The 19,684-nt window shown below is 66.3% G+C and carries 19 protein-coding genes; 11 read left to right on the forward strand and 8 right to left on the reverse strand.

The window, feature by feature from the left end:
* Positions 1-97 precede the first annotated feature (97 nt).
* Positions 98-1,045 carry a LysR family transcriptional regulator gene (locus AC1C2U_RS06535; RefSeq protein WP_495360928.1) on the reverse strand — a complete coding sequence of 316 codons (948 nt, stop codon included), beginning with the start codon at positions 1,043-1,045 and terminating at the stop codon, positions 98-100.
* A gap of 77 nt (positions 1,046-1,122) precedes the next feature.
* On the opposite strand from AC1C2U_RS06535, the gene AC1C2U_RS06540 reads away from it, so the two are divergent.
* From AC1C2U_RS06540 to AC1C2U_RS06555, 4 genes are all read left to right on the forward strand, one after another.
* On the forward strand, positions 1,123-2,880 hold the full coding sequence (locus AC1C2U_RS06540) for an L-aspartate oxidase (RefSeq protein WP_495360929.1): 1,758 nt from the start codon (positions 1,123-1,125) through the stop codon (positions 2,878-2,880).
* Positions 2,881-2,954: 74 nt separating this feature from the next.
* Positions 2,955-3,362: a VOC family protein gene (locus tag AC1C2U_RS06545; RefSeq protein WP_495360930.1), complete on the forward strand. Its 408-nt coding sequence runs from the start codon at positions 2,955-2,957 to the stop codon at positions 3,360-3,362.
* A 213-nt stretch (positions 3,363-3,575) separates the two neighbouring features.
* The gene (locus AC1C2U_RS06550; RefSeq protein ID WP_495360931.1) at positions 3,576-4,292 is read left to right on the forward strand and encodes a TetR/AcrR family transcriptional regulator; all 717 of its coding nucleotides are present in this window, start codon (positions 3,576-3,578) and stop codon (positions 4,290-4,292) included.
* Positions 4,293-4,300: 8 nt separating this feature from the next.
* The gene (locus AC1C2U_RS06555; protein WP_495360932.1) at positions 4,301-5,290 is read left to right on the forward strand and encodes an MBL fold metallo-hydrolase; all 990 of its coding nucleotides are present in this window, start codon (positions 4,301-4,303) and stop codon (positions 5,288-5,290) included.
* 76 nt (positions 5,291-5,366) lie between these two features.
* Here the strand turns inward: AC1C2U_RS06555 and AC1C2U_RS06560 are convergent, their stop codons facing one another.
* A complete protein-coding gene (locus AC1C2U_RS06560) occupies positions 5,367-6,518 on the reverse strand; it encodes an enoyl-CoA hydratase/isomerase family protein (protein WP_495360933.1) in 1,152 nt (383 codons plus the stop codon).
* A 322-nt stretch (positions 6,519-6,840) separates the two neighbouring features.
* On the opposite strand from AC1C2U_RS06560, the gene AC1C2U_RS06565 reads away from it, so the two are divergent.
* From AC1C2U_RS06565 to AC1C2U_RS06580, 4 genes are all read left to right on the forward strand, one after another.
* Positions 6,841-7,890: a linear amide C-N hydrolase gene (locus tag AC1C2U_RS06565; RefSeq protein ID WP_495360934.1), complete on the forward strand. Its 1,050-nt coding sequence runs from the start codon at positions 6,841-6,843 to the stop codon at positions 7,888-7,890.
* 102 nt (positions 7,891-7,992) lie between these two features.
* Positions 7,993-10,149 carry an FUSC family protein gene (locus AC1C2U_RS06570; protein ID WP_495360935.1) on the forward strand — a complete coding sequence of 719 codons (2,157 nt, stop codon included), beginning with the start codon at positions 7,993-7,995 and terminating at the stop codon, positions 10,147-10,149.
* A 139-nt stretch (positions 10,150-10,288) separates the two neighbouring features.
* Positions 10,289-11,302: a PspA/IM30 family protein gene (locus AC1C2U_RS06575; RefSeq protein ID WP_495360936.1), complete on the forward strand. Its 1,014-nt coding sequence runs from the start codon at positions 10,289-10,291 to the stop codon at positions 11,300-11,302.
* Positions 11,303-11,536: 234 nt separating this feature from the next.
* Positions 11,537-11,764, forward strand: a complete 228-nt coding sequence (locus tag AC1C2U_RS06580; protein ID WP_495360937.1) for a hypothetical protein — start codon at positions 11,537-11,539, stop codon at positions 11,762-11,764.
* Between the two features lie 249 nt (positions 11,765-12,013).
* On the opposite strand, the gene AC1C2U_RS06585 is transcribed toward AC1C2U_RS06580, so the two are convergent.
* Positions 12,014-12,421, reverse strand: a complete 408-nt coding sequence (locus tag AC1C2U_RS06585) for a DUF1048 domain-containing protein (RefSeq protein WP_495360938.1) — start codon at positions 12,419-12,421, stop codon at positions 12,014-12,016.
* Positions 12,422-12,560: 139 nt separating this feature from the next.
* Here AC1C2U_RS06585 and AC1C2U_RS06590 point away from each other — a divergent pair, with 139 nt between their 5' ends.
* The gene (locus tag AC1C2U_RS06590; RefSeq protein ID WP_495360939.1) at positions 12,561-13,178 is read left to right on the forward strand and encodes a TetR/AcrR family transcriptional regulator; all 618 of its coding nucleotides are present in this window, start codon (positions 12,561-12,563) and stop codon (positions 13,176-13,178) included.
* Between the two features lie 30 nt (positions 13,179-13,208).
* Here the strand turns inward: AC1C2U_RS06590 and AC1C2U_RS06595 are convergent, their stop codons facing one another.
* The 5 genes from AC1C2U_RS06595 to AC1C2U_RS06615 are packed head-to-tail and all read right to left on the reverse strand — an operon-like array spanning position 13,209 to position 16,291.
* Positions 13,209-13,952: a formylglycine-generating enzyme family protein gene (locus AC1C2U_RS06595; protein ID WP_495360940.1), complete on the reverse strand. Its 744-nt coding sequence runs from the start codon at positions 13,950-13,952 to the stop codon at positions 13,209-13,211.
* Positions 13,949-14,539 carry a DUF6036 family nucleotidyltransferase gene (locus AC1C2U_RS06600; protein ID WP_495360941.1) on the reverse strand — a complete coding sequence of 197 codons (591 nt, stop codon included), beginning with the start codon at positions 14,537-14,539 and terminating at the stop codon, positions 13,949-13,951. Before AC1C2U_RS06600 ends, AC1C2U_RS06595 begins: the two co-directional genes overlap by 4 nt.
* Positions 14,520-15,122, reverse strand: a complete 603-nt coding sequence (locus tag AC1C2U_RS06605; protein ID WP_495360942.1) for a helix-turn-helix domain-containing protein — start codon at positions 15,120-15,122, stop codon at positions 14,520-14,522. Before AC1C2U_RS06605 ends, AC1C2U_RS06600 begins: the two co-directional genes overlap by 20 nt.
* A 33-nt stretch (positions 15,123-15,155) precedes the next feature.
* Complete coding sequence (locus tag AC1C2U_RS06610) at positions 15,156-15,791, reverse strand: formylglycine-generating enzyme family protein (protein WP_495360943.1); 636 nt, start codon at positions 15,789-15,791, stop codon at positions 15,156-15,158.
* A gap of 26 nt (positions 15,792-15,817) precedes the next feature.
* Positions 15,818-16,291 (reverse strand): DNA alkylation repair protein, encoded by a 474-nt coding sequence (locus AC1C2U_RS06615; RefSeq protein ID WP_495360944.1) that lies wholly within the window; start codon positions 16,289-16,291, stop codon positions 15,818-15,820.
* A 235-nt stretch (positions 16,292-16,526) separates the two neighbouring features.
* On the opposite strand from AC1C2U_RS06615, the gene AC1C2U_RS06620 reads away from it, so the two are divergent.
* Both AC1C2U_RS06620 and AC1C2U_RS06625 read left to right on the forward strand, forming a co-directional pair.
* Positions 16,527-17,774 (forward strand): AlbA family DNA-binding domain-containing protein, encoded by a 1,248-nt coding sequence (locus AC1C2U_RS06620; RefSeq protein WP_495360945.1) that lies wholly within the window; start codon positions 16,527-16,529, stop codon positions 17,772-17,774.
* Between the two features lie 258 nt (positions 17,775-18,032).
* Positions 18,033-19,286 carry an FAD-dependent oxidoreductase gene (locus AC1C2U_RS06625; RefSeq protein WP_495360946.1) on the forward strand — a complete coding sequence of 418 codons (1,254 nt, stop codon included), beginning with the start codon at positions 18,033-18,035 and terminating at the stop codon, positions 19,284-19,286.
* Positions 19,287-19,684 lie beyond the last annotated feature (398 nt).

Below are 19,684 nucleotides of genomic sequence, written 5' to 3' on the forward strand. Positions count from 1 at the left end.
ACCACACCGCGATCATCGAGATCCTCGTGACTGACGTGGAGACGGTCGCCGCCGCGCGGTGCTGGTGGATGAGATCAGCGTCCGAGATCGCCAGCCCTCAAGTCTGGCGTCGTGCGCTCGGGTCCGCGAGCCGCATGGTCTCCCCCGCTCGCGCCGCGAACGCCGTGGCGCCCGCGGTGATCGTGCGCCGCATGACCTCGACGGCCGTGGTCGGCGCCACGTCAGCGGGGCGGGCGACGCTGATCGTGCGCTCGAGCGTCGGGCCTGCGAGCCGCACCGATCGCAGTCCCGGGCGATCGATGAGCACCATCGCCGGCACGATTGCGACCCCGAGCCCGCGCTCGACGAACCGCAGCACGGCATCCATCTCCGCCCCCTCGAGCACGACGTCGGGTGTGAGATCAGCGGCAGCGAAGGCGGCATCGGTCGCGCTGCGCAGGTCATAAGTCGAGCTGAAGACGATCTGCGGCAGCGCCGCGACATCCGCAAGTTCGATCGTGTCGCGAGTCGTGACCGGCGGCGCGCCGGCCGAAGAGACCACCACGAGTTCTTCCACGAGCAGCGGAGTCACCGTGAACCGCTCGGCCGACGAGGCATCCGTCGTCGTGATCAACGCCAGGTCGAGCTCGCCGCTCGCGAGTTCGTCGAGCAGCCGGCGCGAGCCCTGTTCCGAGAGGTGCAGCTCGATGGCCGGATGCTCCGCGTGGAACGCGCTGAGCACCTCGGCGACGAGGCTGATGCAGAGGGTCGGCGTCGCGCCGAGCCGCACCCGGCCGCGCTCGAGGCCCGCGAGTTCGGCGAGTTCGCGCCTGACGGATTCAGCGTCGGCGAGCATGCGCCGCGCCAGAGGCAGCAGCGATTCGCCCGCGACCGTCAGCGTGCTGCCGCCGCGAGCGCGGTGGAACAGCTCGGCGCCGAGATCGTGTTCGAGCGCGGCGATCTGGCGGCTCAGCGAGGGCTGGGCGAGGTAGAGCTCTTCGGCGGCACGGGTGAAGTTACCGAACCGGGCCACCTCCACGAAGCTGCGCAGCTGTTCGAGGTTCATGTCGATAGCGTACGCGCATCATGGTGACGCTATATATGCATTGGCGTAATCCAATTGTCCAACCTAGCGTTGAACGCATGACCATCTCGACCACCTCAGGCAGCACCGCTTCAGAGCGGCAGATCTCCACGACCGTGCTCGTGATCGGCACCGGCGGATCGGGCCTGCGCGCCGCCATCGAACTCGCCGAGGCCGGCGTCGACGTGCTCGCCCTGGGCAAGCGGCCCAAGTCCGATGCCCACACCTCGCTCGCGGCCGGCGGCATCAACGCCGCCCTCGCCACGATGGATGCCGACGACAGCTGGCAGCAGCACGCCGCCGACACGCTGAAAGAGAGCTACCTGCTCGCGAACCCCCACACGGTCGAGATCGTCACCTCGGGCGCGGCCCGCGGCATCGAAGACCTCGAGCGCTACGGCATGCCCTTCGCCCGCGAAGACGACGGCCGCATCTCGCAGCGCTTCTTCGGCGCCCACACCTACCGCCGCACGGCGTTCGCGGGCGACTACACGGGGCTCGAGATCCAGCGCACGCTCATCAATCGCGCGGCACAGCTGAACGTGCCGATTCTCGACACGGTGTACGTCACCCGCATCCTCGTCAACGACGACGGCGCGGTCTTCGGCGCCTACGGTTTCGACCTCGAAGACGGCACGCGCTATCTCATCCACGCCGACGCGGTCATCCTCGCGGCAGGCGGCCACAACCGCATCTGGCGGCGCACCTCCTCACGGCGCGACGAGAACACGGGCGACTCATGGCGGCTCGCCGTCGAGGCCGGCGGGCGGGTGCGCGACCCCGAGCTCGTGCAGTTCCACCCCTCGGGCATCATCGAGCCCGAGAACGCGGCCGGCACCCTCATCAGCGAGGCGGCCCGCGGTGAAGGCGGCATCCTCACCAATGGCCTCGGCGAGCGCTTCATGGCCAAGTACGACCCCGAGCGCATGGAGCTCTCGACGCGCGACCGCGTGGCCCTCGCCTGCTACACCGAGATCAAGGAGGGCCGCGGAACCCCCAACGGCGGTGTCTGGCTGGATGTCTCGCACCTGCCCCGCGAGACGATCATGACGCGCCTCCCCCGCGTCTACCAGACCATGCTCGAGCTGCAGATGCTCGACATCACGAAGCAGCCGATCGAGATCGCGCCCACCGCGCACTACTCGATGGGCGGCGTGTGGGTGCGCCCCGACGACCACGGCACGGATGTCCCGGGCCTCTACGCCATCGGCGAGGCATCCTCTGGGCTGCACGGCGCGAACCGCCTGGGCGGCAACTCGCTCATCGAACTGCTCGTCTTCGGACGCATCGTGGGGCGGGCCGCTGCCGCGTACTCGGCCGCGCTCGACGCGCAGCAGCGGTCGGCGACCGCCGTGCAGACCGCGCGCGACGAGATCGCTGGGCTCGTCGCATCCGATGGCGCCGAGAACGTGCGCGCCCTGCAGCGCGCCATCCGCGACACCATGACCGAGCACGCCGGAGTCGTGCGCGACGAGACCGGCCTGCTGGCCGGCCTCGCCGAGCTCGACGCGATCGAGGCGCGCATGGCGGATGTCGGTGTGCACCCCGACATCGCCGGCTACCAGGATCTCGCACACGCCTTCGACCTCAAGTCGGCTGCCCTCGCCGCGCGCGCCACGCTCGAGGCGGCGCTCGAACGACGCGAGACCCGCGGATGCCACAACCGCAGCGACTACCCCGAGATGGATGCCTCGCTGCAAGTGAACCTCGTCTGGTCGCCGTCGACGGGGGTCGCCCGTGAGACGATCCCGCCGATCCCCGAGGAGATCGTGGAGCTCATGCGCGAGGTCTCGACGGCCGGCAAGCTCGTCGAGTGACCGCCCTCGGTCATTCCCTCACAGTTCTGCGGCGGGCATCCTCACCCTGAAATGGTCCCCCATATGATGGCCGGATGCCTCTCTTCGACCATCTCGGCGTCACCGTCGACGACTTGCCCCGCTCCATCACGCAGTTCGATCCAGTGATGGTGGCGCTCGGCTGCACTCGGCACGATGCTGACAACAGCGTGTCCTGGTACAAGGGCGAGGAGGAGCTGATCCTCTTCCCCGCCCGCGAAGCGGGCAGTGGACCGCACCAGCACGGCCAGGTCGGATGGCAGCACCTCGCGTTCCCCGTCGATTCACGCGCGGAGGTCGACCGTCTGCACGAGATCGCGGTCGCCGCCGGCTGGACGGCCGTGCGCGATCCGAAGGTGTTCACGAGGTTCAGCGACCGCTACTACGCGTCCTTCGTCGAAGACGACAACGGCATCCGCATCGAGTTCATGTACAACCCGCCGCGAGAGGCCGCCGCGGTCTGAATCCCTGGACCCGAGCTCAGCAGCCGGACGTACCAGGGGCAGCGGTTGCGCTCCGAATTGACCCAGCCGATGACGGCGAGAGACTGACGATCCCGATCCACAGCGCGAGGTAATACGCGACGTACTCGGTTCCTCCGAGAAGCCGTTCGGTTGCGGAAGCAGACCGAACATGTATTAATAGACCGTCGGTCGGTTTATTAATTGGAGGCATGTATGGCGCGAACTCTCAACGCCGGGGCGCACGCGGCAAAGCGGGACTCCATCCTCGACGCAGTCGACCAGTTGATCGCAACGAGCGGATACGAGAATCTCACGATCCTCGACCTGGTCGCTGCCGCCGGGATGTCAAAGGGCGCCTTCTACCACTACTACCCGTCGAAAGCCGACGTGCTCGAGGCACTCCTCGAGCGACGGCTCGACCAATGGCAGGGGCTCATCGGGCCGATCGCGGAGTCCGACGCACCGGCAACGGATCGAATGCGCGGCATGTTGCAGGCAATCGGCGTCGCGAAGCTGCGAGACCGAGAGTTCCTGGTCGACTCGCTGCGCGCCCTCTACGCCGACGAGAACGTCCTCGTCCAGCGCCGAACCCGAGTGGGCGCCGCCACCCGTTTCACGCCCCTCATCGCAAAGGTCGTCGAAGCTGGCGTCGAGTCCGGTGAATTCCGGGTGGATGACCCACCAAGCACCGCGCGCGTCGTCGTCTCTCTGCTCCAAGAATGTGCAGACAACATCGGGATGACGCTGCTCGACATGAGCGAGGGGCGAGCGAGCCGCGACATCCTCACCTCGATCACTCGCGCGTACGTCGACGCGATCCACGCTGCGCTCGGCGCCGCACCAGGCGCCATCGACTTCATCACCGACAAGGACCTCGCGAGCTGGACCCACGCGGCCCGCCCATCACCATCGAAGGAGAGCACTACATGAAAGTGAGCGTGCTGCACGTCGGCGACACCAAGGTGCCATTCGGCCAGTTCTACGGCGGTTCCAACGGTGAGTGGCTCGGGCTGCGGGCGATCTCGAAGTTTCTGACCGACAAGAGCCACTACATCATGGTGCCCTTGTATGCGTTTCTGGTCGAGCACCCACAACACGGGGCGATGCTGGTCGATACCGGTATCAACCTGCGTCAGGCGCACGATCACCGCGACTATTACGACGGGCCGCTCCTTCGCGCCGCCTTCGACGACGACGAGTACTCCCTCGACGAGAACCAGCAACTGCTCGTGCAACTGCGCGAGCGCGACCTTGACGCGAACGACATCAAGACGGTCGCGCTCACCCACTTGCATGAAGACCACCTGGGCGGAGTGCGCGACCTTCTCGGCGCGCGTTTTCTCGTATCCGATGCGGACTGGACCTCACGAAACCTCGGTATCTTCTTGTTCCGCCGTACCCCGTCTCTCAAGGGTGTATTGACCGACCCAGAGCGTGTGCGATTCACAGACGGCCCATTCCACTCATTCGAGTCGAGCCAAGATGTGTTCGGTGACGGCAGCGTGGTGCTGCTTCCGACCCCGGGCCACTCGGCGGGCCACATGGCGGTGTTCATCGACGGGGGCGACTGGCAACTGTTGTGTGCGGGCGACACCCTGTACACATTGCGGCACCTCGCGAGCGGCCAGTTGCGACCGATCATGCTGGGCAAGAAAGCGCAGTCGAATCAGCTCGACTCAATTGACCGGATCAGCGCCCTGCGCGCGGCGATGCCTGGGCTCATCGTCGCGCCCGGTCACGACCACACCGATTACGGTACAAAGCTCGAGCGCACATTCCAGGGCACACCAAGCGCTGCCCAACTCGCGGAGCTTCGGGACTACGCCGACCGGATCATCGACCACAACGGACGTCTTCGCGAGCCGTCACACGCCGTCTATCTGACCGACCCTCAGGGCGGACCCGTGGGCACGGTCGGCTTCGAGTAGTTCGCTCAGCGGCGTCTCGGCGCCCATGGCGACTTCGACCGGCGTGAACCATGGTGCAAGGTCACGACGCACTACATCAGGACTCTGGTGCCTCTTCGGGGATGGCAAGGTCGCGGCGGAACACGCTGTGGCGGAGTGGGGTCTCCATGGCCGCGGTGATGTCGGAGCTCTTGACGTCCGCGAGATCTGCGGGTCGCCATTCAGGCACGGTCTCCTGGTGGAGCGTGCCGGTGCTCTGCGCTACAAGCGCCTGCACTCCGGTGAACAGGTCGGGCTGCATCGTGAACCAGCGGGCGAGGCGGAGTTCACGCTCCAGCGCGTCGCGCAGCGTCTCGCCGTTGCGCGCGGCCCGCACCGAGCGCAGGGTCGCCACGAGAGCCGTCGGTGACAATCGGAGCAGCGTATCGGCGGCATCGGCCGCGTTTGCCGCGGCCCCGGAGTCACTCGAATCGGCGGCGCGGAGTCCCTCGACCTCCTCTCCGTTCGAGAACGCCCAGAGCCGCGTGAGGATGGCCTCGACCGTGTCAGCCGAATAGCACGCGTCGATCCAGTCACGCCGATCGAACAACGTCGATGGACCGGGGTCGGCCGCGAACCGCCGTACCTTTTCGTCAGGTGCGGTCGAATCGTCGCCGTCCGTGAGCGCCGCGGTCAGCTCCGGGATCCGCCCGATCGGCACCATCACGTCGGCGAAGCCGAGGGCGATCGCGTCCGCGGCGGTCATGTCGACCGAGTTCATGGCCAGATACGTGCCGATCTCGCCGGGAACACGCGCGAGTCGCCAGGTCGCTCCGCCGTCGGGAACGAAGCCGTAGCCGGTTTCCCCTTGCCCCAGTTTCACCTGGTCGGTCACGACCCGTGTTGAGACGTGGCCGCCAAGCGAGATGCCGCCACCCATCGTCATCCCGTGCATGATCGACACGACCGGCTTCGGGTATTCGGCGAGCTTCGCGATCAAGCGGTACTCGTCGCGAAAGAAGACCGCTCCGATCGTCATACCCCCAGCCGCACCTGCCAAGACCTCACGGAGGTCTCCGCCCGCGCAGAACCCGTAGTCGCCGACGCCGTCCAGCAAGATCGCCGAGATGGCGGGATCGACCGCCCACCTGTCGAGGGCTTCGGTCAAGGCATGCATCATCGCGAGGTCGATCGCGTTGATCGACTCCGGACGGTTGAGACTCAGGTGGCCGAGGGTTCCGACCGCGACGGCGCTGACAGGTGAATTCACTCGCACAACGGTACGGGAACCTGGCCTATGGCGATGACCCAGCTCCGGATGCCGCGTGTGACGCGGAACACGCGATACGCGTCGTAGCGGGCAGGATCGAGCAGGTCCCAGCACCGCCGCATCCGCCCCATGGATCCCGGGTGAGGCGGGAGTGAGACCCGGGTGAAGCAGAGGGCGATGCCGAGGATGAATTCCCCTGATCCTCGCGCGAAAGAAGAGTATCGCTCGAGAGACTGAACGTGTACTTCTGCCGAACACCTGAAGCCCGAAGCCCGAAGCCCGAAGCCCGAAGATCTCGGAGATCTCAGAGAAGGAGACAGATATGTGCACTCGGGTGATGTGGCCGAACGCCAACCGAGCGGTCATCGTTGGCCGCAACATGGATTTCCACGAGGACCTGCACACGAACGTGTGGACACAGCCGAAGGGCATCTCGCGTGACGACGGCGTAGAGGGCCGGCTCACCTGGACCTCGAAGTACGGCAGCGTCGTGGCGACCGCGTTCGACATGATCTCAGTCGACGGTCTCAACGAAGCAGGCCTCGCCGGTCACGTGCTATGGCTCGCGGAGTCCGACTACGGCACCCCCGAGACTGACCGCACCAAACTGAGTCAGGCCGTGTGGATGCAGTACTTCCTCGACAATTTCGGCACCGTGGCAGAAGCCGTCGCGTGGGTCGAGGAGACGAACGTCCAGGTCGTGCAGATGGTGGACCCGACCGGCGGCAAGCCCCCGGCGATCCACCTCGCGCTCGACGACGCCAGGGGCGACTCAGCGATCATCGAGTACAGCGACGGCAAGCCGAAGGTGTACCACAGCGCCGAGTACACGGTCATGACGAACTCGCCCACGTACGATCACCAGCTCGAGCTCGTGAAGACGATCACCGGTCTCGGCGGCGACAAGCCGATCCCCGGGTCGACGCTCGCGAGCGACCGGTTCGCACGGGCGTCGTACTACGTGTCGCGTCTCGAGCAGCCGAAGACGCAGCTCGCTGCCATTGCAGCGATGTTCAGCGTCATCCGCAACGCGGCGCAGCCGTTCCGCGAGCCCGACCCGGGCAAGCCTGACGCGTCGCAGACACTGTGGCAGGTCGTCAGCGATCTGACGAACAAGCGCTACGTGTTCGAGTCGACGACCCGCCCGAACATCGTCTGGATAGACCTGGATGAATTGGATCTCAGCGAGGGTGCACCGCAGCTCAAGCTCGATCTCGTCGACGACCTGGCCGTCAAGCACGGCATCGCCGGCGACGTCAGCGACAAATTCGAGGACAAAGGGCCGCTGAACCTGCTGACGTTCGCGATGGAGAAGCAGTTCCTCGCTGCAGCGCAGGCGCAGGCTACTGCTGGTGCTGCTTCTGCGAAGTAGCCCGCGCACATTCCGACCGCGTCGCACCTACTGTTCCCAGAGAACAGCAGGGGCGACGAGGTCGATGCGCGTGACGAGACAGGCCAGAACGAGGGCGGCACCATGAGCGCCACCAATCGCGTTTCATACGTGCTCGGTGCACGTGATCCAGGTCGAGCGCGCCTGACTGCTGCCGCCGCGGTGTCGGCAGGGGTGCTCGGGAGTGCGCTCTTCGCGTTGACGGTGGTGCACCTGCTCAACGCAGACAGTGCGCTTCTGGCCATGGCGGTCTTCCTTTCTGTTCAGGCCGGCAACATCGTGAAAGACCGGAGCCCTGGGGGCCGTGTCATCACGGCGGCGCTGCTCGTACCGGTCGTGCTGCTCGCCGTACTGCTCGCCGCAGTACTCTCTGCGTGGCGGCCCGCGGTGGTCGTGGTGTTCGTGCTCCTCACCGGGGTCGCCATGTGGATCCGCCGGTTCGGTCCCCGAGCCACGGCGCTGGGGACGATGGGCTTCCTCGCGTACTTCTTCACATTGTTCATGGCGCCCACGACGGCGGAGCTGCCGGCATACTGCCTGCTCGCGATCGGAGCAGTTTCGACGCAGCTGGTGGCGCGACTACTGCTCGGCATCCAGCGACCGCGACGTGAGCTCGCAGTGCTCTTGACCGAGCTGCGGATCGCCTCGGCGTCGGCTCTTGAAGCAGCGCTCGCTCCTGAGCACACCCGCACGTTGCGCGCACGCCTTGCACGGATGGACGCGATCGGGCGTGCTGTCACGTCGTGGCAGCAGAGATTTCGCACAGATCAGTACATCGACTGCGACGAGGAGACCTTGGCCGAACGGGTTCTCGACGCCCGCATCGATACAGAAGAGGTGTGCTTCGAGCTGACTGGAGTCGCCGGCTCGAAGCACGGCGCAGCATCCGCTGTCCAGGGCCGGCCACTCACCTCTACGCTCACGATGCTCGATGAACAGGCATCTGATGCGCAGATCGCGGAGGCTGCATCGTGGGCCGAACAGGTCCTCGCCGGTGTGCATCACAGCGAGGACGGCAGGTTCGCATACCCCATGGCCCAGAGCACCCTCGCTCATGCGCGCGTTCGTGCCCTCGATCTCAGCCAGGGGTCGTCGACGCAGTCGAAAGTGGGCCCCACGCGGTCGCCGGCTTCTCACCGTTCTGACGCCACGGCCCCAGAGCGGGCGCTGCGATGGAGGCCGTGGCGCGAATGGACTCCGACGAGTCGGCTCGCAGTACAAGCCATGATCGCCGCGTCGATCGCCACCATCGCAGGAGAGGCCATTTCCGCGTCGCGTTGGTACTGGGCGGTACTCACGGCGTTCGTGATCTTCCTCAGCACCACCACACGCAGCGGCATCCTCACACGCGCGTATCGCCGCGTCACGGGGACAGCAGCGGGAATCCTCGTCGGTGTCGGCGCTGCGTACCTGGCCCACGGAAACACCGCCGCTCTCATCGCGATCTGTGTGGTCGGCATCTTCGGGATGCTCTACTTCGGACCGCTCAACTACGTGTACTCGTCATTCTTCATGACGGTCATGCTGGTGGCGATCTACGGCATGCTCGGAGTGCTTCACGGCAACATTCTGGAGCTGCGCCTCGAGGAGACGCTCATGGGTGCGGTCATCGGCGTGCTCTGTGCCTACCTGATCCTCTCGTCGAACTCGCGCCCGGCTCTCGTCACCAAAGTGAATGCCTACTTCGACGCCCTCGATGAGCTGCTGCAGCAGGGGTCGGATCTCCTTGCGACACCAGGCGGGAGCAGCGACGTATTGGCGCGAGTGCAGGCGCTGGAAGCTGCGCAGGAGGACGTCGACCAGACCGTCTCGGCGATGTCGGCGGCATTCCTGGCCGGCCGGCACGAGCGCGAAGAGTCCGCCATCCATCTCATGTACATTGCGACGAGGTCGGCAGTCCGGTTCGCTCAGATGGCCATGGCCCTGGCCATGGCCGGGGGCTCTCCACTCGGGCACCAGCGTGCGCTGCAGGGCGCCATCGCCGACACTCGCGACATGGCGGCTCGTGTTCGTCGGCAGCTGGATGGCTCAGTCGAGTCCCCCACCATCGCTCGGGAACCGCCTCCTGGTTTTCCGGTCATCGACCGTTCACCATCCGGTGGCGATTCGCCCGCCGCCGCGGCGCTGCTTGCGCTCGAACGACTCAGCTGGGCGATGGGACGCCTCAGCGAAGTTGTCGCCCCAGCAGATCGCCGCAGCAAGAACTCCAGAGCGATCGAGGAATCATCCGCTCCGGGCTAGATCGGGTGCACGTTGCCGAGGGTGTGTCACCTCACCGCCAAATGCAAAAGAGTTGGGCCCTCCTGCCGTATGATGCTCGACGTCGAGCGGGTGGCATGCTTGACGCGATGCTCAGGAATCGTCGAGGAGGACGCCCACTGTGAAGATCGTCAGACAGTTCACGGCGTTTCCGACGTGGGCCCGGGTCGCGGCCACCGCCGCCGGCGCGGTCATCCTCCTCGGCGCCGTCTCGATCCCGGTCGCCGCGGTCGCCGCCGACGAGCGCAACCGGCAACTGTCCCTCGAGATCGCGGCGAAAGAGGTGGCTGCCGAGCAGAAGGCCGCGGCGGCGGCGGAAACTCTCGCCGAGGCGAAGGGTACCGCGGCCCGATTCAACGCAGGATTCGACGGACTCACCATTTCGCTCGCTGCAGCAGTGCGTCCCGACGCCGCAACGGCGTTCGAATCCGCGCGCGTCAAGCTCGCCTTCGCCCTCGCGGACGGCGAACTTGAAGAGGTGTCGGCGGCCGTCACTGCCGTCGCCGAAGCCTTGGAGGGCCTCGTCGCAAGCGCCGAAGCGCAAGCTGAAGCGCTCATCATCGCGAGTCCGCTCGCCGGCGCATCCAGAGACTCGCTCGCCCAGGCCGTCGCCGACCTCGGAACTACCGACGACGTCGAGGCAGCACTCGCCCGAGTGAAGACAGCCTCGTACGCCGTCGTTGCAGCTCAGGAGGCCGGCAAGGCGGCGGCCGACGCCGCGGCGAAGCAGGCCGCGGAGGCGGAAGCGGATGCCTCGAGCGGAGGCGACCCGTCTGGGGGCGACCCTTCGAGCGGGACCGGCTCGGCCGAGCATCCCTACGACCCCGGGATCACCGGGATGTGGCCGGGCGAGCGCGCGAGCTGCGGCGAGAATCCGACAGGCCAGGTCGTGACGCTCGGCTTCGGCTGGGAAGCCCGCGAGGGCAACACCGTCGACATCTACTACGCACTCACCGACTCCGATTACCAGGCGACCGGCGGCTTCTCACTGCTCGTGTCGGGCGGCGGATCATCGGGAGCGGTCAGTATCCCGGTGACGTGCCCTGTCGGGCCCGGGCCGACGTCCTTCGTCACCGTCAAAGCCGTCGCGAGCAACCCGAACGGGTCGGCTGCCGCCTACTACTGGGGGCTCTGAGCCAACTCCACCCGGGCCCTCAGCCGCGAGGCGTCCATCCGAATGGCAGCGGGCCGTCGATCGTCGCGCGCTCCAGATCTGCCTCCGCGGACCATCCTGCGCGGTTGTCGCGCGTCATCCGCCCCTTCGTTCCCGTGCGCGTGATCGGTCAGGCGGGCCAGAGCGATGAAATCCGCTCATTGCGCTCGATCCGCTACTGTCGTCGACGTAGACGTCATCAGCGCCCCGGCACCCGTGACCCCGTCGGCCCATCGATGGGGTCTTCTTCATGCCCTCGGCGGCGTCGGAATCTTCGTCGCCTGCATCATCGGGCCATCGATCATTCCGATCGAGTGGGTGAGCTATCCGGTCTGGCTGGCAGTGAGCTTCGCCATGCCGGTGCTCGTCGTCACCTGGATCGTGTTCGTCTCGCGATGGTGGGGCACCGGCCGGCGCCGTCGATCGTCGTGCACGCCGCGATGAACCTCTTCGCGACCGCCAGCGCCTACGGGCTCGTGGCCTGACTCCGCATCGTGACGCCAACCGCATTGCTCATCGCAGGAATCATCCAAGTGTGCAGTGCGCCGGTTTTGATCGTTGGCCGAAACTCAATCGCCGATTGGCTCGCCGCCGACGTCCCGCCGCTCGATGTGGCCTGGTTTCACGTGCGGGGCGGGCTCTTCATGACGCTCGGAGGCATCGCCGGTGCCGTCTCCGGCGCACTCTTCATCGTCATGGGAGTGATCTCTCTCGCCCACGCGTAAGCGGGCCGTTCAGACCGCCGACGATCGCGTCGATCGTCTCGCGGAGTCGGCTCCGCTCGGCGTCGATCGCCTCACCCTCGGCGTAGTTGCCGAGGAACAGGTCGGCGAACTCCACCGGGTCCTCCCCCACGATCGAACGCACCGCGACGCCGTCGGCCGCGCTCTGCTCGAACAGGTCGGCCAGATCGTCGAGCAGGCGATCGAGGATGTCGCCGTTGGTGAGGTCGCCCCGGCGCACCAGGTACCGCTCGACGGCATCGATGGCTGCGCGGTACTGGGCCGGCAGCTGACGCCTGCGGGCCTCGGGCTGTTCGGTGTTCGCCACGTCGGCGGATGCGTCGGCAATCGCGCCGGGCCATCCAGTTGCCACGCTCATGTTGCTCCTCTGCTCCGGCGCGACGCCGCCCGGGCGCCACCACTGCTTCCGTAACGACACGCTACGTGTCGTGTTGGTCAGAAAGTAGCAGATGGCCGAGCGTCAATGCAACACGACACGTAGCGTGTACTCTGATCGAGTGACCACGCCGCAGAATTCGGTGACCACGCCGCCCGATCCCAGCAGACGCAGCGAGCGTGCTCGCGTCGCGGTCCTCGGAGCCGCGATGGCACTCTGCCGCGAGACCGGATTCGCTCAGTTGACGATCGAGGCGATCGCGAAGCGCGCCGGAGTCAGCAAGAAGACGATCTACCGATGGTGGCCCTCGAAGGGCGCAGTCCTGCTCGAGGCGGTCTCCGACCTGACCGCGAGCACGGCGAGCCACGCCGACACGGGCGACCTCGCGCGAGACCTGCACACGCAGTTGACCGCGGTCGTGGCGCTCTACATCCCGCAGGACACGTCGCCGGTCGCCGCGATCATCGCCGCGGCGCAGCGCGATCCGGCGCTCGCGACCCAGCTCCGCGAGCAGATCATCCGGCCGAACATCGTGCTCTTCGAAGATCGCTTGCGGTCGGCGCAGCGTGCAGGCGAGATTCCCGAGGATGCCGACCTCGGCGTCGCGCTTGACCTGCTCTACGGCCCCGTCTACCACCGCCTGGCCTTCCACCTCGGCATGCCCGACGCCGACGAACTCCGCAACCGCATCGCCCACGTGCTCGCAGGTCTGCGACACGTCGGCGACACGGCCGGCTGACACACGCCGCTCGCTGCATCGGTCGTTCGGTCAGCCGCGAGGCGTCCATCCGAATGGCAGCGGGCCGTCGATCGCCGCGCGCTCCAAGTCTGCCTCCGCGGACCATCCCTGCGCGGCATCCGACGCATCGAACCCGCCGCGCGCGACACGGAACCCGACGTCTTCATGGTGCATGCGCGGAGCGCCGCCCCGCCGGGTCGACGCCCTGACGCTCCAGGCGTCATCGGCGAACCCGCCGCCGCGGAACACGCGGTAGGCGTCGTAACGGGCAGGGTCGAGCAGGTCCCAGCACCACTCCCAGACGTTGCCGAGGATGTCGAAGAGCCCGTTGAGGTTCGGATGCTTGCCGCCCACGTCTTGCGGCGAGGTCACGCCGTCCGCGCTCGTCCAGGCGACCTCGTCGAGCGGGCCGTAGTGCGGCCGCGTCGACCCGGCCCGGCACGCGAACTCCCATTCGGCCTCGGTCGGCAGGCGGAACCCGTCGGAATCGACGTGCCAGCTGACGTCTTCGCCGTCGTACGTGTAGGCGGGCTCGAGCCCCTCCCACTCGGATGCCGCATTGCAGAACCGGATCGCACGCAGCCAACTCACGTCGGTCGCTGGCCGCCGGGGATGCGTCGCGGTCTCGCCGAGCATCTCGGCGAGCTGCTCCTGCGTCACCGGGTACACCCCGATCTCGAACGGCTCGAGGTCGACGCTCCACCGCACCTTGCGGCGCGCGTCGTGCAGGGTCACCGTGCCGGCCTCGATGCGCGCCATCTCGATGTCCGTCACCGAGGCAGTCTCCCCTCGGGCCATGCCAGCCGGAGCATCTCTTCAGCGAAGAGGGTGAGATCTTCGGGGGTGTCAGTGAGGATCATCGACTCGTTGCCGTGAACCTCGATCGTCCAATCCACGATCGCATCGGCTCTATGGATGTCGAGAAAGCGAATCAGCTCGATGATGTCCTGTCGGTCTTTCATCCTTCCGGCGGCCATTTTCATTGCAAGCAACCATTTCGGAGAAGCCAGTCGGATGGTGATTCCGCGCAACTCGATGACGCGCGCTTCTTTGTCATCTGTCTTCGCCCAAGTGGGGATGTACGAACGAACTCGAGTGCTGAGCCACGAAGAGGGGATGCTCCGTTCACCAGCGATCTCTTCTGCCAGTTCGAGTACCAGATCGTGGTTCGAGAACAGCCCATCAACATCGTCGGTACTCGTTCGGAAGCCGAGGTTGAGCGCTATCGCCACGCCTCCGACGATGTACGCATCGACATGTTCGTGTCGATCAGCGATGCGGTTCCCGAGATCTTCAAGAATCTCGCGGATCTCGTCGGCGGTGAAGAGCCCGTCCTCGTTCTCAGGCCGTCGCAAGGTCACGTTCTCTCAGCAGGATTCCCTTCGTGAGGAACTCTGGGTCGGCCTGCCGCCGGATCATTTCTAGATATTCGTCTGACGGTCGACCCGGAGTCCCCGGGAGCCACTCCGTTCGGAGCGCCGGCATGCGCGTCCAGGCCGGTCTGGGTCTGCCAAGCCGCTGAGCCTTCCAGCCAATAGCAGTAGCGAGCAACGTGTCCCACTTCAGATCGCCAGTCGAGTTCGGCCTGCGAAGGAAATCTGCTCGCTCCGTAGGAGTCTCGGCCGAGTCGAAGTGTTCGAGTGACTGAATCGCAATACGAAGCGCGGTGTCCTCGTCACGCTCCTTGAGCTTTCGAGCGATCGCCTCTGCTGCCGACCTGGAAGTGAGCATTCGCTTGGCTGCCATCGGAGCGTCGTACGCTTCTGAAGCCATATCGGCCCCCATGGCCTGAAGCGCTCGCTTCAGAGTCGTGACCCGAATTGAATCGTCTCGCTCGGACTTCTCCATCTGCGACACTGCGCCAGGGGTGACGCCGAGAAGCCGCGCGAGCTCGTATATCGTGAGCCCCCGCTTTTTCCGCGTGTCTCTGATCAGTGTTGACATCCGCCCCTCCTGTATAGGAATAACTATACTTGACTACGGCTCAACTCTCGCTGAAGCGATGCTCAGTAGTTCCCTGCGCTGTACTCGTACGGTCGACGCCCTGACGCTCCAGGCGTCATCGGCGAACCCGCCGCCGCGGAACACGCGATAGGCGTCGTAGCGGGCAGGGTCGAGCAGGTCCAAGCACCACTCCCACACGTTGCCGAGCGTGTCGAAGAGCCCGTTGAGATTCGGATGCTTCCCGCCGACGTCTTGCGGCGCGGTCACGCCGTCGGCACTCGTCCAGGCGACCTCGTCGAGCGGGCCGTAGTGCGGCCGCGTCGACCCGGCCCGACACGCGAACTCCCACTCGGCTTCGGTCGGCAGGCGGTACCCATCGGCGTCGACATGCCACGTGACATCCTCGCCATCGAACGTGTAGACGGGGTCGAGCCCCTCCCACTCGGATGCCGCGTTGCAGAACCGAATCGCACGCAGCCAACTCACATCCGTGGCGGGCCGGTAGGGATGCGTCGCGGTCTCACCGATCATCTCGGCGAGCTGCTCCTGCGTCACCGGGTACACCCCGATCTCGAACGGCTCGAGGTCGACGCTCCACCGCACCTTGCGGCGCGCGTCGTGGAGGGTGACCGTGCCGGCCTCGATGCGCGCCAGCTCGATATCCGTCACCGGTGCAGTCTCCCCTTCATGCCGAGTCAGAGCAAGCCGGCGGCTCGGCGCAGGGTCGGCTCACTGGACTCCGACCAGCGATCGATGATGCGCCGGGCGCGCGTGGCATCCGGCTCCTCCAAACGTTCGAGCAGCGGACGAACCACGTCGATGGCCAGAGGGTCGATGAGCCCGGGGACACGCGCCTCACGAACGAACTGCTCGATCCGGGTGAGATCACTCCCCCGCAGCCTCGGCAGCGAGCGCTGCAGCAGGACGATCGCCGCGAGCCGGCGCTCGTAGACCGGCTCCGCCCACAACTCCGCGGCGAGCGCGGTGACCTCGTCGTGCGACATCCCGGGATACCGTCGGTCGGCGTCCCGCACCGTGCCGCGCACAGCGCCGACCGACGCACCGTAGAACCTGAGGCCATTGCCGATCCGGCTGGCCTCCGCCTGCGCCCGCACTTCGGAACCCTCGGCTTGGAGCGTGCGGTCGATGAACTCGGCCGGCGTCGTCATGCTTCGATTCTCCTCTTCGGCGACACCGGTGGACGCGACACGAACGTCCTTCTTCCGAACGCTGATCTTGGTCGCAGCCGAATACCGTCTGCCGTTGAGCCAGTGTGAGTCCCGCAAGCGGATGGTCTACTGAGACGGGCGGCCGTCTGGTCTCCCGCGCTGAGGTCGCTCTCGCAACGGGGCGAGAATGCCGGGGCTCGCCGGAGACATGACGGACCCCCGCTAGCGTGACCGCATGGACTTCACCGCTCTCCACCGAATGCTCGGCCGAAACCCTGGGCCGATCACCGATGAAATGATCGACGCCGCCGTCGAAAGCGGCTTGGCCGAAACCGACCAGCTCGATTGGAAGTCAGAGCTGCCACCAGCCAAGGGCCTGACCCAAACTGACTACCCCAAAGACATCGCGGCCATGGCCAACAGCGGCGGCGGCGGGACGATCGTCTACGGGGTAGAAGAAGCTCAGAAGACCGCAACCGGTCGACGCGATATCGGTGTCCTGGATGAAGGCTACGAACGCGCATTGCGAAGCGCTGCAGTCACGGGGGTCAGCCCGCCAATTTTCGGGCTCGGCATCCACCGCCTAGGCGAGGACGGACGGCGAGCGGTGGCGGTCGTCGTCCCCGAGAGCGTCGACGGCCCTCACCTGATCTACCGAGGCGAATACTTCGGAGCACCGATCCGCAACGATGCCGATACCGTCTGGATGAAGGAACGCCAGATCGAGGCCATGTACAGGGCTCGATTCGAGGAACGCCGCCACAGCGCCGAGGCAATCACGAACCTCTACGACGAAGCAGCAGCGGGCAGGGACACCCGCGCAAGGGCCTGGCTCATCGCTGTGGCGCATCCCCGCCTGCCAATCTCGAACCCGGTGCGCCCGACGGCCGAAGAGGCGCGGGGACTATTCGACGTCGCCGGAAGAAACGCACTGGTGTATGTCGCCCGCAATGGGATGCACCCGTTCGAAAGTATCGATTTGGCCAACCCGCGGCCGGGGCTGCGCCGTTGGGTCGCGCCGAACACGGCCACCACGGAGAACACGCGGTGGAGAGAAGCATGGGCAAGCATCCACCACGACGGGTCGGTAACGATCGCCGCCGCCATCGGCGGGCACCGCTCCCGAGAGGGCCAATCACCAGGTCAGTGGGTGGACTCGGCTGCGATTGAGGCTGCGGTCGCTGATTTCATGGGCCTTCTCCGAGCCGTGAGCGAACGCATGGGAACAGGCGAATACGAGGTGCGAGTCGGAATTGAGTGGACAGGCACGGCGGCTCTGCTCATCCAGACCGTAGACGGGAGCGGATTCCGGTTCGACGGCACGTCGATACCTCTGGGTCGATACGTACCAGTGAACATGACGGTTCTCGCGGACGCAGAAAGCGTCGACTTCTATCATCAAGTTCACGACCTCGCAGAGGACTGCATCAACCAAGGTGGGATCACCAACGTACGAATGATCTACCCGCCTCCCCGCGACTAGGAGCGTGCCGACAGGCCTCGTGCGTGTCCTTTTGACGATCCGTCATCGGCCAGTCGTGCAGCGATGACCGGCCGGCTTGGAGGCGTCCCGTGCCGGCGTCCAGACGCCTGGTCTGGCATGGTTAGGCTCGAGACCAATCGCTTGGTCTTCTGCGACTTCGATGGCACCTTGGCGTATCGAGGAGGACTCTGGTCCTCGACCTGAGAAAAGGCTTTGCAGCCGATCGCTCCGGCGGCTCAGAGAGAACGGTGCACACACATGCGGATAGGCATCATCGGGGGTGGCGCGGCCGGTCTGGCGACGGCCTGGCTGTTGGAGCAGCATCACGACGTCACCCTGTTCGAGAAGGACGACCGCCTCGGCGGTCACGCCCACACCGTCGACATCGAGGTCGATGGGCAGACGCTCGCCGTGGACGCGGGATTCCAGTTCTTCGGGCGGAGCGCCGCGTATTCGACGTTCAACCGACTGCTCGACGCGCTCGACGTGCCGCGCACCACGTATCCGGCGACGCTCACCGTCGCTCGCGGTAACGGCAGCCGACCGGTCGTGATGCCGCCGCTGAACAGCGGCCGCCCGGTGTGGGCGTCGCTGACACCGCGCGCTATCATGCATCTGCTGCGCTTCCGGGCGTTCCTGTCGGGCATCCCCGCGTTCCTCGCCGAGCATGACACGACGATCACGATCGCCGATTATGTCGAGCGCTGCCGGCTGCCGAAGTCGTTCGTCGATGATTTCCTGTTCCCGCTGCTGCTCGCATTCTGGTGCGTCGACCTCGCCGATTTCCGCCGGTTCGCTGCATACAACGCGCTGTACTACCTGGGCGCGAATCTACCGAAAGGTTTCGCGCCGCCGGAGCAGAGCGAGGTTCCCGGCGGCCTCCGGGTCTACGTCGACGCCCTCGTCTCCTCGCTCGAGCGCGCGCAGCTGTTCCCTGGTGCGCCGGTCGATTCCCTCACTCGGGATGCGGACGGCTCATTACTCGTCGAGGCGGCAGGCGTGCGGCATCCCTTCGATCATGTCGTGCTGGCCTGCGATGCCCGCACCGCGCTTGACCTGCTCTCGCCGCTGCCGGAGCTGTCCGAAACCCGCGAGCAACTGGCGCGCTTCGGATACTTCGACACGACCATCGCGATCCACGGTGACCGGCGGCTCATGCCCCGCGACGAGACTGCGTGGTCGGTCGTGAACGTGCGCACAGACGGGGCGCACAGCTCGCTGTCCGTGTGGAGCCCTGCGCGCGGAATGCCCATCTTCAAGAGCTGGGTGACGTTCGACGACGAACTGCCGCAGCCGCTGTACGCGACCGCGACCTATCGGCACGGGCTCATCGACACCGCGTACTTTGACGCGCAGCGGCGGCTGCGCCCGCTGCAGGGCGCGCACGGCGTGTCGCTGGCAGGGCTGTACACCGCCGACGCCGATTCGCACGAGAGCGCGATCCTGTCGGCGGTCGCCGTCGCCGCGCGCCTCGCGCCCGACGCGCCGCGCCTCGCGCGCCTGCGTGCTTGACCCGTCGCGGTCGCCGGTCAGCCCGGCTGCCTGGTCGTCCCCGGTCGCTGAGCTTGTCGAAGCGCCCGATCCAGGGAGCTGAACCGTACCGAGCAACGATGCCGCCCGGTGAAGAACACGCACCCCTGTTCTAGAACATGCCTCGGCAGCGCCGGAAGCCGGTCCATCAGCGCAAGGCTTAGCGGGTGCCCCGCGGAATGGGTCACCGCCGATGACCCGCTGGTTGCCCATTCTCGTATCACCCGCCCGAGAAACGGCCCGGTGAAGGTGCGGCGGATTCTGACGATCGACGCAACAGAGTAGGTGTTCGCAGGCTATCGGAGTGCTGGTTGCGGGGTGCGGTGTTCGTCCTTCAGGCGTCTCGCTGGGGTGTCGTAGTCGAGGGTTTTCCGTGGGCG

The organism is Agromyces sp. Y575, assembly GCF_059445445.1.

Excerpts from the sequence above, each read along its gene's own strand:
- AC1C2U_RS06570 (WP_495360935.1), top strand. The coding sequence starts at position 7,993 with ATGAGCGCCACCAATCGCGTTTCATACGTGCTCGGTGCACGTGATCCA.
- AC1C2U_RS06550 (WP_495360931.1), top strand. The coding sequence starts at position 3,576 with ATGGCGCGAACTCTCAACGCCGGGGCGCACGCGGCAAAGCGGGACTCC.
- AC1C2U_RS06565 (WP_495360934.1), top strand. The coding sequence starts at position 6,841 with ATGTGCACTCGGGTGATGTGGCCGAACGCCAACCGAGCGGTCATCGTT.
- AC1C2U_RS06605 (WP_495360942.1), bottom strand. The coding sequence starts at position 15,122 with ATGTCAACACTGATCAGAGACACGCGGAAAAAGCGGGGGCTCACGATA.
- AC1C2U_RS06625 (WP_495360946.1), top strand. The coding sequence starts at position 18,033 with ATGCGGATAGGCATCATCGGGGGTGGCGCGGCCGGTCTGGCGACGGCC.
- AC1C2U_RS06620 (WP_495360945.1), top strand. The coding sequence starts at position 16,527 with ATGGACTTCACCGCTCTCCACCGAATGCTCGGCCGAAACCCTGGGCCG.
- AC1C2U_RS06540 (WP_495360929.1), top strand. The coding sequence starts at position 1,123 with ATGACCATCTCGACCACCTCAGGCAGCACCGCTTCAGAGCGGCAGATC.
- AC1C2U_RS06535 (WP_495360928.1), bottom strand. The coding sequence starts at position 1,045 with ATGAACCTCGAACAGCTGCGCAGCTTCGTGGAGGTGGCCCGGTTCGGT.
- AC1C2U_RS06615 (WP_495360944.1), bottom strand. The coding sequence starts at position 16,291 with ATGACGACGCCGGCCGAGTTCATCGACCGCACGCTCCAAGCCGAGGGT.
- AC1C2U_RS06585 (WP_495360938.1), bottom strand. The coding sequence starts at position 12,421 with ATGAGCGTGGCAACTGGATGGCCCGGCGCGATTGCCGACGCATCCGCC.
- AC1C2U_RS06545 (WP_495360930.1), top strand. The coding sequence starts at position 2,955 with ATGCCTCTCTTCGACCATCTCGGCGTCACCGTCGACGACTTGCCCCGC.